The organism is Pseudoalteromonas sp. N1230-9 (assembly GCF_032716425.1).
In the GTDB taxonomy this organism is placed as follows: domain Bacteria; phylum Pseudomonadota; class Gammaproteobacteria; order Enterobacterales; family Alteromonadaceae; genus Pseudoalteromonas.
In genome coordinates this window covers 333,483-348,818 of sequence record NZ_CP090420.1, presented here as the reverse complement: position 1 = coordinate 348,818, position 15,336 = coordinate 333,483, and the positions used below count along the sequence as shown (strand labels likewise).

The 15,336-nt window shown below is 40.0% G+C and carries 14 protein-coding genes; 6 read left to right on the top strand and 8 right to left on the bottom strand.

Annotated elements, in window-relative coordinates; all coding sequences use genetic code 11:
- Nucleotides 1–50: 50 nt before the first annotated feature.
- Entirely contained in the window at nucleotides 51–830 is a 780-nt protein-coding gene (locus LY624_RS18960) for a DUF2189 domain-containing protein (protein ID WP_341804816.1), read from the bottom strand.
- Between the two features lie 142 nt (nucleotides 831–972).
- On the opposite strand from LY624_RS18960, the gene udp reads away from it, so the two are divergent.
- A complete protein-coding gene (gene udp, locus LY624_RS18955) occupies nucleotides 973–1,728 on the top strand; it encodes a uridine phosphorylase (RefSeq protein WP_341804815.1) in 756 nt (251 codons plus the stop codon).
- Here the strand turns inward: udp and cdd are convergent.
- A complete protein-coding gene (cdd, locus tag LY624_RS18950) occupies nucleotides 1,717–2,646 on the bottom strand; it encodes a cytidine deaminase (RefSeq protein WP_341804814.1) in 930 nt (309 codons plus the stop codon). The genes udp and cdd overlap by 12 nt on opposite strands.
- Nucleotides 2,647–2,763: 117 nt before the next feature.
- Complete coding sequence (locus LY624_RS18945; protein WP_237115598.1) at nucleotides 2,764–3,132, bottom strand: hypothetical protein; 369 nt, start codon at nucleotides 3,130–3,132, stop codon at nucleotides 2,764–2,766.
- A gap of 340 nt (nucleotides 3,133–3,472) precedes the next feature.
- Between LY624_RS18945 and LY624_RS18940 the strand changes: the two genes are divergently transcribed.
- On the top strand, nucleotides 3,473–5,521 hold the full coding sequence (locus LY624_RS18940) for a tetratricopeptide repeat-containing sensor histidine kinase (protein WP_341804813.1): 2,049 nt from the start codon (nucleotides 3,473–3,475) through the stop codon (nucleotides 5,519–5,521).
- Here the strand turns inward: LY624_RS18940 and ppc are convergent.
- A complete protein-coding gene (gene ppc / locus LY624_RS18935) occupies nucleotides 5,518–8,163 on the bottom strand; it encodes a phosphoenolpyruvate carboxylase (protein ID WP_130152118.1) in 2,646 nt (881 codons plus the stop codon). The two genes, LY624_RS18940 and ppc, sit on opposite strands and share 4 nt — an antisense overlap.
- A 423-nt stretch (nucleotides 8,164–8,586) precedes the next feature.
- Here ppc and LY624_RS18930 point away from each other — a divergent pair, with 423 nt between their 5' ends.
- Together LY624_RS18930 and LY624_RS18925 are read left to right on the top strand one after the other, a co-directional pair.
- Nucleotides 8,587–9,333: an SDR family NAD(P)-dependent oxidoreductase gene (locus LY624_RS18930; protein ID WP_341804812.1), complete on the top strand. Its 747-nt coding sequence runs from the start codon at nucleotides 8,587–8,589 to the stop codon at nucleotides 9,331–9,333.
- Nucleotides 9,334–9,344: 11 nt separating this feature from the next.
- Complete coding sequence (locus LY624_RS18925) at nucleotides 9,345–9,953, top strand: flavin reductase family protein (RefSeq protein ID WP_237118868.1); 609 nt, start codon at nucleotides 9,345–9,347, stop codon at nucleotides 9,951–9,953.
- Nucleotides 9,954–9,956: 3 nt separating this feature from the next.
- Here LY624_RS18925 and LY624_RS18920 read toward each other — a convergent pair whose 3' ends face one another.
- Nucleotides 9,957–11,036: a M24 family metallopeptidase gene (locus tag LY624_RS18920; RefSeq protein ID WP_341804811.1), complete on the bottom strand. Its 1,080-nt coding sequence runs from the start codon at nucleotides 11,034–11,036 to the stop codon at nucleotides 9,957–9,959.
- A gap of 130 nt (nucleotides 11,037–11,166) precedes the next feature.
- Here LY624_RS18920 and LY624_RS18915 point away from each other — a divergent pair, with 130 nt between their 5' ends.
- Nucleotides 11,167–12,387, top strand: a complete 1,221-nt coding sequence (locus LY624_RS18915) for a M24 family metallopeptidase (RefSeq protein WP_341804810.1) — start codon at nucleotides 11,167–11,169, stop codon at nucleotides 12,385–12,387.
- Nucleotides 12,388–12,546: 159 nt separating this feature from the next.
- Nucleotides 12,547–13,953, top strand: a complete 1,407-nt coding sequence (locus LY624_RS18910; RefSeq protein WP_130152123.1) for a YfcC family protein — start codon at nucleotides 12,547–12,549, stop codon at nucleotides 13,951–13,953.
- 209 nt (nucleotides 13,954–14,162) lie between these two features.
- On the opposite strand, the gene LY624_RS18905 is transcribed toward LY624_RS18910, so the two are convergent.
- Genes LY624_RS18905 through LY624_RS18900 form a run of 3 tightly spaced genes read right to left on the bottom strand, consistent with a single transcriptional unit; the run spans nucleotide 14,163 to nucleotide 14,873 of the window.
- On the bottom strand, nucleotides 14,163–14,384 hold the full coding sequence (locus LY624_RS18905; RefSeq protein ID WP_341804809.1) for a hypothetical protein: 222 nt from the start codon (nucleotides 14,382–14,384) through the stop codon (nucleotides 14,163–14,165).
- Nucleotides 14,385–14,412: 28 nt separating this feature from the next.
- Nucleotides 14,413–14,583 (bottom strand): Tse2 family ADP-ribosyltransferase toxin, encoded by a 171-nt coding sequence (locus tag LY624_RS21365; RefSeq protein WP_445936756.1) that lies wholly within the window; start codon nucleotides 14,581–14,583, stop codon nucleotides 14,413–14,415.
- Nucleotides 14,550–14,873, bottom strand: a complete 324-nt coding sequence (locus tag LY624_RS18900) for a hypothetical protein (protein ID WP_341804808.1) — start codon at nucleotides 14,871–14,873, stop codon at nucleotides 14,550–14,552. Before LY624_RS18900 ends, LY624_RS21365 begins: the two co-directional genes overlap by 34 nt.
- Nucleotides 14,874–15,336: the final 463 nt, after the last annotated feature.

The window sequence follows — 15,336 nt, the reverse complement described above, 5'->3', positions numbered from 1 at the left end:
ACCCTTTAAGTTGCTGCGTTAAATTAATATTCAATCAGAGTGAATACTCATTATTCGTAGCCTCTTGGCTTCTTAGTTTTAATAACGGCTATGTATGCATGCCAGCTGGCATAACTAAGTAATGGCATGATTACAATAAAGCCAGCCGTGCCTGTAATAAAACCGACAAACACTAAACACAAAATTAATGCAGCCCAGACAATCATGGCGCCTACATTATTTTTTACTGCATTAATAGAAGAAATAACCGCAGTCATGATATCTACACGACGCTCCATCATTATTTGAGGCGCGAATGCTGAAATGGCGAAAACAGTGACTAGGAGTATTCCACCGACAATACTACCCAATGTTAAAAAAGCAGATAGCTGTTCAAAGCTAGGATTAACCACATTAGGGTATAAAGCATGAATAAGCGCTGCCAATCGCATCCAAACTATCATGATCACCATGAGTAAAACGGCAAACCCCCACTCCCCAGCGGGATTCCTGAACATTGATTTTAAGCTGTGCAGTAGTGTTGGCTTATGGCCTTTTTCTAGCTCCCACGCAACGTCATACAAGCCAGCAGCAAATGCAGGTCCAACTAATGCAAAACCAACCACGGCAGGTAAAATAACCAAATGCGTGTCGAACCTGTATACAAAAAACATAATCGCGGCAGGTATTAGGGTAAAAACTAACCCATAGACTAAACTGAGCATCGGTGCATTTGCGATGTCTTTAAACGCCAACGCCAACCAGTGAAAGGGGGCCATAGCAGAAATTTGAGTGCTTTGTAAACAACGAGCAAATTGTTGATGTTTACTCATAGAAGATGAAGCAGGCATAATATATCCTCATTTATCATTATCTATTAAGGTTTAGGTTATCTGCTCGATTCTTGCAACAATGGCATTTCAGGACATCTGTCCTGTACATTCGCAGCAGATATATAAAGTATTACGCTTTAGCTAAAAATAAGGTTCAAAAATGGAAAAGGTATTTCACTTAGGACTAACACGTGACGACTTAAAAGGTGCAACTCTTGCAATAGTTCCTGGGGATCCAGATCGTTCTGCACGTATTTCTTCTCTTTTAGATGATCCTGAATGTCTTGCAAAAACCCGTGAATTTCATGTCTACCGTGGTGTCTTAAATGGTCACAATATAGTTGTGTGTTCTACTGGTATTGGTGGTCCATCTACATCGATAGCCGTTGAAGAACTAGCACAACTTGGTATTAATACCTTTTTACGAATTGGTACCACTGGCGCTATTCAACCGCATATAAGTGAAGGTGATATTCTAATCAGCCAAGCATCTGTTCGTTTAGATGGGGCAAGCCAACATTTTGCTCCACTTAGCTACCCTGCTGCATCAGACTTTTTTGCAACACAAGCAATGGTCAATGCCTGTAATGAGTTAGGTATTCAATTTCACATTGGCATTACAGCCTCTAGTGACACCTTTTACCCAGGGCAAGAACGCTATGATACCCATTCGGGTTATGTGCCTCGCGCTTTTCAAGGTAGTTGTGAAGAATGGCAAAAACTGGGTGTAATGAACTATGAAATGGAATCAGCGACCTTATTCACTATGTGTGCTGCTTTAGGATTACGTGCAGCCTGTGTAGCTGGGGTGCTTGTTAACCGTACTAAGCAAGAAATTCCTAATGTAGACCACGGCGAGATTGAAAGAAAATCAGTCGCCGTAGTGATTGAAGCTGCAAAACAATTACTCGGATAAAGCAGCAATAATATGTTCAAATGCTGGTGAGAAATCAAAACTTGCCAGCACGCTTTTAGTCACCTCTAATTGATTCTCTGCACCTTGTGTTTCGAGCAAACTAATCGACTCCACATTTTCGCCAGTAAACGCGACTCCAGCCAAATAAAGTTGGCTTAATGCACTTTGTAAAGGTGAAAGGCTTGGGTTATATGCTGCATTCTCTGCATAGCCGCCATAAAAATCTCCATGCTGATAGGTAGCGATCTTCACGGCACTGTAATTGCCTGTATAAGGCACATAAGAATTTAATGCGGTGATAACTAATTTTTGCTCAATGCTATCTTCATCAACAAAGCTAAGTGATTGACTGGTGTTAGATAATAAGCTGACCTTGTTACCTAAATCTTTTGGACCAAATGCATTGGGGAGGAGCTCGCGTAGTGTAAAATCATGCTCAGGAAGATGAATATCCAGTGTGTCCGCGGTGTTTAGTTCATTCATAAATTGGCGGCAATAACCACACGGAGCGTCACTTATCGCTATTTTTACTATACTTGATGCACCATTTAACCACGCATTATTTATCGCCGATTGTTCTGCATGAACAACTAAGCTGAGCGCTTGATGGGAAAACTCGACGTTTGCGCCAAAATAAAATTGCCTGTCACCTTGTTCTGTTATTCCAAGGGCAACTGCGCCTACATAAAATTTAGAGATAGGTGCAACAGAAAATAGGCTAGCGACTGGCACGCATGCTTTTAAAAGCTCTAATTCGGTAACTTGGTGCTCATTGCAAAGCTGGATTATGTCACTGTGGGATAAAATACCGCGCTTAGTTTTAAGTTCAGTGAAAAGTGTATCTTGTTGTTGTTCAGAAAAGCTAAATGGCGCTTGTTTTTGCTCTGTTTGACTATGTTCTCTATTACTTGCTGTCATAACAAATTATATTTATTAATTGGCTATACAGTGTAAAAGGTTACATCATGAAATACTAGGTTTTCATCGTCATTCTAAAACTAAAACAAGCCTCATATCTCAGTAATTAAAGTCAATTTATTGCGCGACCAACCAAGTTTTGGCCTTTTGAAAACACTCAAAGTTTTCAGCATGTAAGTTATAACGCTTCGCCTTTTGAACAAACAAATCATGCATGAAACCATCAAAACTTACCACGATTGCTACACATGCTTTTTTTAATGAATGAGCAATTACTGGCATAATATTGAATAACTCAGCAGGAGCAAAGTTATGAGTTAACTCTGACACATCAACTAAAATTTTATCTGAGCCATATAATAACGAGTATTGATGCGCTATTTGGTAAAAATTAATCACATCCTGTGCACTTGCAGTCCCTCTTAACGTCATCATTACTAATGACGTCGTTGTATCATAAGTGATACAAGTAGACACGTTCGACATAAACTAACTCGGGAAAAAGACTATATAAAAGCTTAAGCGATGGGGGGCAAAAGCCGAGTCATTCTAGTGCGATCTTCTAACGAGTCAATAGCCTAAGCCCAAATAGGTCTGACCGGACATAAAAACCATACTTTATAGCTATCTAGTGTTAGGCCATTTGTAACGGCTTTTAACAGTTAACTTACTTTTACAATAACTAAGGATTTTCCCAGATAAGAATAAGCTTTTTCAGATAACGCTCAGTTTAAATACAATTTAAAGTACTCACCTCAAATTATGCTGTGCATCGACTATCCTCGCCTGATGCTTTGGTTTTTACTGTTAACCGGAATAATACGTTATGAGTGCTCGTATCTTCTTTTTTATAAGCCTACTCTTTTTTGCTGGCTTAAATACAGTGGAAGCTGAAACTATTTCTAATGCTGAATTTGATAAACTCCGCGAGTCAATTCGACAAAGCTATGCTCGCTCCCCTATAGAAGGTCTTGAACGTGTAAACTTTTTGCTCGATAGCCAATCTTTCACGCTCGAACAAAGCATCATGGTTACTAATTACAAAGCTTGGTTTTTACTAGAGGTTGATGAATTAGAACAGGCAATGAAAACCATTGTTGAATATAAAAGTATGGTTGCACACTCAGAAGAAAAAAGCTTGATGTATGGGTACTTCAATATATCAGGCGGTATTTATGCGCGATTAGGGCTATACAATGAGGCATTAAATTACTATCGAGATGCCATGCCATTTGCTAAATCAAGAGATGAACGCCTTGTTTATCAAACAGAAAACAATATTGCGCTTATTTACCTTAAATTAGAGCGCTTTTCTGAAGCCTTGGTTACCTTCGAAAATTATAAGGACTATGCCAAAAAAAATAACCAACATTTAAATGAGTCTTTTGCATCAACCAATATAGCATTAGCTCTGATCGGACTTAACAAGTACGATGAGGCATTAAAAATATTAGATCAAGCAATTGCCTTACAAGAGCAGCATAATTTCACAAACCATTTAGCCACAAGTTTAGTATTAAGAGGAAAAGTACTCCGTTTAAGTAACCGTTTAGCTGACTCAGAAGCGGTGCAAATTCAAGCCTTAAAGCTTATCAACGAGAAAGATATTGATAGCGAATACATGAATGCAATTTTGTGCTTAGCAACGACCTATGATGCTCAAAATAATGTTAAAAAGGCAATAGAAATACTCACCTCTGTTGGTTTAAAAAATAATAAATATGTAGATTTCACTACCCAGCTAGATATTGCTAAATTTTCTTCACACTTATACGAAAAGCAAGGGAACTTTGAAAGCGCCCTATCTGCTTTTAAACAATATAATGAAATTAAAACCGCTGTATTAACCCGACAAGCTAGCGTAAATATTGCAAAAGCATTAGCCGAGGCTGACTTAGCTGCAAAAGAAATACGAATTGCAGAACTCACCAAAGCAGAACAAATAAAAGCAACCAAAGCAAAGGCTTTTAAAGAACTGACAATTGCTATATCGATATGCTTAGTTGTTATTTTGTTTGGCTCATTCGCCGCAATTCATAGCATTGATAATAAAAATAAAAAGTTAGCCAATGCACTCAAACAACTCCATGATACCCAAAAGCACTTAATCGAAATTGAAAAAATAGCGTCTCTTACGGCTTTGGTTTCAGGTATGGCGCACCAATTAAATACGCCTATCGGCACAATTGTCACTGCCAGCTCTTTAATTGATGAATATTTGCTATCAATCTCAGAAAAGTTCAAGGCTCAGCAGCTTACCAGTAAGTGTTTTCACCAATTCATTACTAACACAGCCAGCGCAAAAGAATTGGTCATAAGTAATATTAATCGTCTGGCAAGTATTGTCGAAGAGTTTAAAGCACTCAATGTGTCGATTGCTCTTGATAAACCACCCGTTGAAATTTCACTGCCTGATTATTTGAAGCAACAACTCTCTTTTTTAGATAATTATTTAGGTAAGCAAATCTCATACTCTGTTACAGGTAGCAAAGTATCCATAGTTTCGCACCCCTCTATCATTACAGACGTGCTTAAAACCTTGGTAATAAACAGTTATGAACATGGTTTTAAAAATCAGGACAATGGCAGTGTTAATATGCACCTAGTTGAGCATGGAGACTACGTAGATATTGTCTATCAAGATAATGGCGTGGGTATTAAAGATGAAATTTTGTCAGAGATATTTACACCTTTTTACACCACAAACTTAGGTGAGCAACACTTAGGTTTAGGCTTGAATGTGGTATTCAACGCTGTTCAATATAACTTAAAAGGTGAGATATGCGCCGAGTCATGTGAACACGGCGCACGATTTATTATTACTCTGCCTCTAGATATTCGTTTAGTTACAAACAATCAAGAGGCATTTGATTAGCCAGTATTACGCATACCCGCTGCGATGCCTGTCATGGTGATCATCAAGGCATTGTCGATATCACCCTCAGAGCTCTCATCTGCTTCACGTGAACGGCGCAACAACTCAACTTGCAGTAAGTTAAGCGGATCGGTATACGGATTACGAAGCGCAATAGACTCTTTAATCCAAGGTTGATCTGCCAGTAAGCTTTTTTGTGGGCTGAGTGACTGTACAAGTTCAATCGCTTCACTTAACTCTTGGCGAAGTTTTACGCCAAGTGGTCGATATTGCTCAGTGACTAATGCATCGTCATAATGTGCACTTAACCAGCTATCAGCTTTACTGAATACCATTTCAAGCATCTCTAAACGAGCACGGAAGAAAGGCCACTGTAAACTCATTTCATGAAGTGTTTCAATCCCATACTTATCAAGCGCAGCCTTAAGCCCTGTTAATGCCCCAAGCCATGCAGGCAGCATCAATCGGTTTTGACTCCAAGCAAATATCCAAGGAATTGCACGTAGGCTTTCCACGCCACCATTAGGATTTCGCTTCGCAGGACGTGAGCCAAGCGGCAATTTCGATAGCTCTTGCTCTGGCGTTGCCATTCTAAAGTAAGGTACAAAGTTTTCATCATGGCGGACAACTGCACGGTAATGCTCACATGACTCATTACTGATAAGCTTCATAACATCACGCCACTCGCTTTTAGGCTCTGGTGGCGGCAATAAGTTACTTTCAAGCACTGCTCCGGCATAAATGTTTAAGCTTTGTAGTGCAACAGCTGGTAAACCAAACTTAAAGCGGATCATCTCACCTTGCTCAGTTACGCGCAAACCACCTTTTAAAGAACCCGGCGGTTGTGAACGCAATGCTTGTGCGGCAGGTGCACCACCTCGACCAACAGTACCACCGCGACCGTGGAATAAAACAAGCTCAATACCACGTTGTTCAGCTAATTGAACGAGCTTATCCATTGCTTCATATTGTGCCCAGCCTGCGGCCATCATACCGGCATCTTTTGCCGAGTCAGAATAACCAATCATAACATTTTGCTGATTTTGAATATGACCACGGTACCAAGTGTTATCCAACAGGCATTCAATTACATCTTTACCTGCATTTAAATCATCAAGCGTTTCAAAAAGTGGGGCAACAGGCAAATTGAACGTACAGCCGCTCTCTTTAAGCAATAATTGTACAGCTAATACATCAGATGCTGTTCGAGCCATTGATATTATATAAAGACCAAATGTCTGTGAATCCTGAGCAGCAATAACATCAAAGGTATCAAGAACCTCTTTCACTTCTGGGCTTGGTTGCCAATGTTTCGGAATAAGCGGCCTACGAGAGTTAAGCTCTGCAAGTAAGAAGGCTTGCTTGTCATCTTCTTGCCACTGGTGATAATCACCTAAACCTAAATAACGTGTTAATTCAGAAAACACATCACTATGGCGGGATGAGTCTTGGCGAACATCAAGCTTGGCAAGTCGCAGGCCAAAGCTGTTTACGCGGCGTAAAACATCTAATAGCAAACCATCTGCGACAACTTTCATGTTGTTTTTAAGCAATGAGCGATAACAAACATCTATCGGTTGCTTAATTTGTGCTATGTCAGTGATCAAGTCTTGCGCATCAGTGCGCTTTTGCTTGATCTTTGCCCCCAAGTGGGCAACCGTTTCAACAATTTGATTTCTTAGGTTTTTAAGAACAGCACGGTAAGGTTCAAATTCTTGTCCTGCAAGTGCTATTAGCTCATCACTGGCTTCTGACATTGATAACTCATTACTGAGTGTTTCAATGTCGCGGGAATATAAATCAAGTGCCATCCAGCGGCCATGATCAAGCACTTGCTGAGTCACTTCGGCAGTTACAAATGGGTTACCATCACGGTCACCGCCCATCCAAGAAGTAAACTCAATGGGACTATAATCAATAGGTAGCTCTAGATTTAGTTGAGATTTAACATCTTGACTAAACTCTCGTAAAAAACGCGGCACAGCATGCCAAAGGCTATTTTCAATGACTGCGAAACCCCATTTAGCTTCATCAATTGGCGTTGGTCGTGAGCGACGAATATCATCGGTATGCCATGCTTGGCTTATTAGCTGTTCTATCCGATTTAAAAGCTCATCACGTTCGGTTGGTAAATTATCTTTGCGCTCAAGCGTCGCTAAGCAATCACTTAATTCAACGTGTTTATTGATCATAGTACGACGTGTCACTTCTGTTGGGTGAGCTGTCAGTACAAGGTTTATGTGGAGTTTTGAGAGAGTTTGCGCAAGGTTATTAGGGTCAACCTGCCCTTGTTTTGCCGCTGATGCTAACGCTTTTAATGTTTGAGTGAGAGGATTTAGTTGGCAAAAACCAACGTCATTAAAGCGCGATACTGTATGAAATTGTTCAGCAACATTAGCAAGATTCAAAAAATGATTAAATGAGCGTGCAACCGGTAATAGTTCTTCATCTGTGAGAGCGTGTAGTACATCGATAAGTGCTTGCCTATCAGCTTCGTTACCACTACGTGACGATTTAGATAAAGCGCGAATCTCTTCTACCTTATCTAAAATGGCTTGACCCTGAGCATCTTTAATAGTTTGACCCAGCATTTGTCCAAGCATACTAACATTACCGCGAAGTGCAGCGTATTGTTCACTCATTCTCATACTCCTTTCTTTAACTAAGTTGAAAGTACTTACTGCACAGTATTTAAGCTTGCAAAAATGCCGCTAAATACTGATCCTTTTTATTAATATCATTGTCAGCGTTAATTTAATAGATCGAATTTTCTAACAAACTCGTAAAAAAGAACAACCAATATCTCAACATAAAAGTGCAATAAATACGCAGCTTGGTTAAGTGTTGCACTTTGCAATACAGCCAATTGGTAAAATGGACTTACCAATTAAAGCGGTAAAATCCCCATGTGTTAAGGCATCCTTGATGTGCGCGTGGTCAACTTTTTACCTTTCACTTATTCTGCGCTTTAGCTTTGCCGTATGAGAAAAGGAGCTGCTGTCACTTTATTAGTGGCTGATAATTTAGACGAAATTTTTTTCAAATATTTTTAAAACAGGTCAAAAATGCAACTATATATTCTTTGTGGAGCAAGTAGTGAGATTGCAAAAGCCTACTTCACAACACTCAATAAACATCTATCGTCATGTCTAATAGTGACAATTAGTCGACAACCTCAACCTTTGATTGATAGCACACATATAAAGCACAGCAATAAACACCTTCATTTTGAAACAGATTACAGCGAAGCTAGCTTATCGGCGATAGCAAAAACCCTCACAGAACAACAGGCCCCTTTGAGTGAGTTAGTTATTTTTAACGGGATTTTGCATGATCTAAACAACCAACCGGAACGTAAACTTGAACAAATTTCTGACACGCATTTTATTAATAGTATGCAAACAAACGCGCTACTGCCAATTCGCTGCGTAACGGCCTTTTCTAGATTATTAGATACAAAAACTAAAAGCGTTATCTGTGCACTGAGCGCCCGTGTAGGCAGTATTAACGATAATAATTTAGGGGGTTGGTACAGTTACAGAGCATCAAAGGCCGCATTAAATATGTTATTTAAATCAGCAGCAGTTGAGCTTAACCGTCGTTACAAACAAAATCGTTGTGTGCTTTTCCATCCCGGTACAACGGATACACCACTATCAAAGCCTTTTCAGGTAAATGTACCTGATGGAAAGCTCTTTACCCCTGAGTTTGTAGCAGAACAGCTATTTAAATTTCTGTCAGACACTCGCTTTTTAGCTAATTTTGACAACCCTGCTTATTTTGATTGGCAGGGACAACCCATAGATTGGTAATAAGGAACTTCATGCATTTAACAAAACAAGCAATTGCAAACCTTGATAGCCGTTATCGCGCTCATTTAATTAATAGTTTATCAGGGTTCAAAAGCGCTAATTTGATAGGTACTCAAAATTGCCATAATCAAACAAACCTCGCTATCGTCAGCTCAGTATTTCATTTAGGCGCGCATCCTCCGCTAGTGGGTATGATAATCCGCCCTCATTCTGTACCGCGACATACCCTTGAAAATATTCTTTCAACAGGTTGTTACACCATTAATCAGGTTAATAAAGATATTTATCATCAAGCACACCAAACATCTGCACGTTATGATAAAGAAGAGTCTGAGTTTGATGCTACAGGGCTAGAAACACAGTATTTGAATGATTTTTTAGCGCCTTTTGTTGCAAACAGTCGGTTAAAATATGCTGTTACCTTAAAAGAACATCACCACCTAGCTATTAACGGAACTGAGCTGATTATAGGTGAAATAACTGACGTACACTTAGATGAAAATTGCCTAGCTGAAGACGGCTTTATTGATATTGAAGCTATCGATACAGTCGCAGTTAGCGGGCTCGATAGTTACCATGTAACTGAACGTTTAGCCCGCTTAGCTTATGCTAAAAAGTAATCACTAGATTATAAATGGCTTAGGCGCATGGGTTAACATCTCAAAGCCAGATTCGGTGACAACTATGTCATCTTCTAAGCGCACACCGCCGTAGCCTGGTATATAAATGCCAGGCTCAATGGTGATCACATTGCCAACCTCAAGGTTGTAGTCCGTCAGTGTGTTGATAAATGGCACTTCATGTAAAAACAGCCCTAAACCATGACCTAAGCCTTTACCCGCATATTCGCCAAAGCCCGCATCAGCAATCACCTTGTTTGATATAGCATTTAAATCTAAACAATTAATGCCTGGTTTAACCATTTCAAGTGCCGCATTTTGTGCATCAAGCACCGTGTTATAAATACGGGTTTGTTTTTCTGACGCTTCGCCAATAATGTAACTGCGTGTCATATCAGAGCGATAGCCATTCACAACCGCGCCAAAATCAAGCGTTACAAAGTCACCTTGCTTTAAAACCTGATCTGATGGATTACCATGGGGCAAGGCTGAGCGCTCAGCAAACAGCATAATGGTTGCAAACGACATTCCTTCTGAACCTAGCTTTTGCATTCTAAATTCAAGCTCTAAGGCCAAGTCTCGCTCAGTCACACCTGGTTTAAAATAAGGTAGCGTTTGTGCTAGTGCTTCATCAGCGATGGCTGCGGCCGCTTTGATTTGCGCAACTTCCCAGTTATCTTTAACGCGTCTTAGCTTTTCTATTAATCCGTTTACAGCTGTTAAAGTGTGGCCGTTTAGCTCATCTGCCACACCTTGCCAAATTGCTACTGTGACATAACTTGCATCAAATGCGACATGGCTGTTTGGGTTAAGGTGTCTGTTAATACAATGCCCAAGGGTTTCGTTGTCTCTATCTCGACAAACAACTTCAAACCCTGTTGTTTCTGCAATTGCACGTTGGTGATAACGATAATCAGTGATCAACACGCACGCGTTTTGAGTGATTAATGCATAAGCAGCATTACCACTAAAGCCACTTAAGTAACGAATATTTTCATGCCCTAGTACTAACATGGCGCTGTAATCGTGTTGTGCTAGCAAGGCTTTAAATTCAGCTTGTCTTTTTAAGTAATTAACTTGCATTGTCGCTCCTTATTTTTTGCGCATGCTAACAGTAAAAACCATAAATACGAATATTATGCGATTAGTCGCAGTGAGTTTGCATCAAGTGTTTACTCAAGCCACAATGCACAAAAAAACCAAGGAGTACACGATGACAACACATGGTATTGGCACACAAACGCCAGTTCAGGCGCTTGACTCTTTGTCAGATATGACAACAGATTTAACCCCTATTCAAAATGACGAATTTCATGCACGTATCGCAAAAGCACAAGCGTATATGCAAGCAAATAATATTGATGCAATTTATTTAAATGCAGGCACTAACCTTGCCTATTTTACGGGTATGCGTTGGTACGCAAGTGAGCGTTTAGTAGGTGCTATTTTACCCGCCAAAGGTGACGTGCAATACATAGCGCCGTTTTTTGAAATCGGCAGCTTAAACGATTTCATGGTGATTGATGGCCCAATTCGTGGCTGGCAAGAGCACGAAAACCCATACCAACTGTGTGTTGAAGTACTTTCAGAAATGGGTATTAGCAAAGATGGCACCCTTGGTATTGATGAAAGCGCACAGTTTTTCATCTACGACGGCATTAATAAAGCGAACAGCGATTACACCATTATTAACGCGCAGTGCGTGACTGCTCATTGCCGCATGCATAAATCGGCAAATGAACTTGCCTTAATGCAGCGTGCTATGGATATGACTTTAGAAGTACACAAAGCAACAGCAAGTATGCTTTATGAAGGCATTACCACCACTGAGGTTGAAGCCTTTATTAAAAAAGCGCACCAAAAGGTCGGTGCACCGGGTAACTATTTTTGTATTGTGCTATTTGGTGTTGCGTCGTCTTTCCCGCATGGTGTTAAAAACCCGCAAACCCTTAAAAAAGGTGATGTGGTACTGATTGATACTGGCTGTAAAGTACATGATTACCTCTCTGACATTACCCGTACGTATGTATTTGGAGAAGCCACCGAACGTCAACGTACGTTTTGGCAGCACGAGAAAAATGCCCAGCTTGCTGCTTTTGCTGCCGCAAAAATTGGTGAACCATGTGGCATAGTAGATGATGCGGCAAGACAGTACCTAGCCGAAAATGGCATGGGGCCAGAGTATCAAACACCAGGCTGCCCACACAGAACAGGCCATGGCATTGGTTTAGATATTCATGAATGGCCATACCTAGTCGGTGGAAACCCTACCCCACTCGCTGCAGGCATGTGTTTTAGTAATGAGCCTATGCTTGTAATACCTGATGAGTTTGGTATTCGCTTAGAAGATCACTTTTATATGACAGACGAAGGCCCGCATTGGTTTACCGAGCCAGCTCATAGCATCGATGACCCATTTGGTTTAGCTAAATAAAATTAAAATACTTTTAAAAGGCCAGTGTTCTGGCCTTTTTTGTATCTGAATTATTACAATCTTTAACAGTGTGGACATTTTAGAGACAACCTGTCAGCTTTTATTATGTTATGATTTTAAGAATTTAACCTAAATACCACATATAATTACGGAGAATAAATGGGTTTACGTTTTAAAGTCCCGCATACGCTTATCTTACTGCTAAGTATGATGGTCATTGCACTTATTGCTACTTGGCTAGTACCACAAGGTTTTTTCACCACAACACTCAGTGAATCTGGTCGCGAAATGGTCGTTGCTGGCACCTATCAAACAGTTGAAGAACGCCATTACTTAACCCCCTGGGATTTATTACAAGCCATCCCCCGCGCGTTTGCTGCTGCTCAAGATGTTATTTTCTTTGTGTTAATTGTTGGCGGCGTCTTAGCTGTTGCACGTGCCACAGGTACAGTCGATGCACTTATTGGTAGACTTTTAGAGCGCCACGGCAAAAAGCCACAACGATTAATCTTTATGGTGGTATTTTGCTTTGCTTTAGCATCAAGCAGTATTGGTACCGCTGGTGAATACATTCCCTTTGTTATTATTCTCGTCGCGCTTTGTAAAGCAATGCGGCTGGACGCAATGACCGCTGTAGGTATGATAGTCGCAGGTTATGGTATTGGTTATGGGGTATCGGCATTTAACCCATTTACCGTCTTAATCGCACAACAAATTGCAGGTATTCCTGTTTACTCTGGGTTGTGGTTACGTTTAGCTATATTTATTCCATTTGTGCTCATTGGTTTTCATCATGTTTGGCAATACACCAAAAAGGTAGCGAACGATCCATCTAAATCAATGATGATTGGCGTACCTTGCCCACTTGAAAATCAAACAGCCACCAGTTACCCAGCACTTGCCCTGCGCCATAAACTTATTTTAGGCAGCTTTATTATTACCCTTGCAATTGCAGTATGGGGCATCGCAACGAAGGGCTGGTACTTATACGAGCTAGGTGGTGTTTTTATTGCGTGGGGTGTGGTTGTCGCCATTTTAGGCAAACTATCTGCTGATGAAGCAGCAAACAAATTTATAGAGGGCGTCTCTGATCTTGTTACAACCGCAGTCTTAATCGGTGTAGCACGCGGTATCGCACTTATTTTAGAAGACGGTCAAATCCTGCATAGCTTGGTACATGGCATGTCGTTACCACTATCTTATGTATCAGCAGAAATATCAGCAATTGGCATGTTGGTTATTCAAACCCTGCTTAATACCTTTATCCCATCAGGTTCAGGGCAGGCTTATGTCACCATGCCACTGATGGCTCCGCTGGGTGATTTAGTGGGTGTACCAAGACAAGTTGCCGTGCTTGCTTATCAATTTGGTGATGGCTTTTCCAATATGATCATTCCGACCAACGCCGTACTTATGGGTATTTTAGGTATGGCAGGTGTGCCTTACGGACATTGGTTTAGGTTCTGCTTACCACTACTGATCAAACTAATGGTCGCAGCATCGGTTGTATTAGTTTTAGCAGTAATGTTTGGCTATGGCTTAGATGTGCAGCCCACACTAAATTAACTTAGTTGATTTTAAAAAGCGCCCTAGGCGCTTTTTTGTTGTGTATTGACTAGAGGAAATGCTGCGAGCAGGTGTATAGATTCTTTGGAGATCCCATAACTGTAAGCTAAATTTTTCAATATAAACAACCATCATCAAAAATTTTAACCCAATTTATATCCATACACTCTATTGAGTAACTATCACCTTGTCAACAGCAACCAACTATTTTAGTCCTTACTAACTTGCTTGTTAGGCACTTCTTCGGGGAGAATCTGCTCTAGTTTTAAACCGTATTGTTCTTCATTAAGTACATACTCTTCTTTTAAATATTCGAAAAACTGAGTTAGATGAACATAATGCTCTTCATAATCATCACGGTCACGTAGAGTTTCACTTTTTAATAATTGCTCGTTATATAAAACAGAATCTCGTATCGCAGATAAAAGCATTGGAACATATGCTTTAGGTATTTTCATCTTATGCAACCTCTTTAACAACTGATTTTGCCAACTGATTAAGTAAAAGCTTAAATACAGTTAAAGGCATATTATATGCTGGGGCGATTGTATAATGATAGGCGCCTAACCTTGAATTGTAGTTATCTTTTATAATAGCTAACCCCTTTGGTAAGGGTGTCCCAGCAGATATTCTATAGTGTTCCCAATTAGGGCCTTGAGGAATACCAGGCTTATCATTATGCCTCTAGGACTTTCTTTAACATTAATCTTAGCGTCTGCACCTTCACCGATTACACTAATATCCGCAGGTCTCGGACGACCGTTTGATAAAATAACGTCGTCTTCAATTAATTCGAATAACTCCATATTTTTTTTGACATTTAACCCTCTCCATAAATTTACAGGAACCATTCCCTCGTAATATTTATGGATTTGTCCCTTATCTAACAAAATATCCTTTAACAATGTAGTACTTTCCATGTTATCTCCTTTTTACATTTATCATGAGCATGATACTTAGCGCTGCAGCTAAAATTTTAGTATTTATTAGACACTAAATAATACTTATACCGTCCCTAGTAAAGCTAAACACTCGTTAAGCAGATAAAAATGGTTAGCTTTAATCGCGAAGCGATGGCCAACTGTTTTCACTCTGTTCAAACTGATTACCATACAAACTAGGGTAGATCAATAATATATTTAATAGATTGACTAAAGCATTGAAAATATAATTGCTTATTAATGAAAATTTAATACATAATAAGCGTTAAGAAATGCAGGGAAAGCTTAAATAACAATAGCTAGCACAGTGGTAGCCTCCGAAAAGCCTATTTCTTATAAGTAAGCCACAGCATAAACAATACCAAAAATGGTTTCTCAACACATTTTGATGCGATGCCGCTTGAGGTTCAGCAAGCGCTATTGGATATGTCTTTTAACCTCG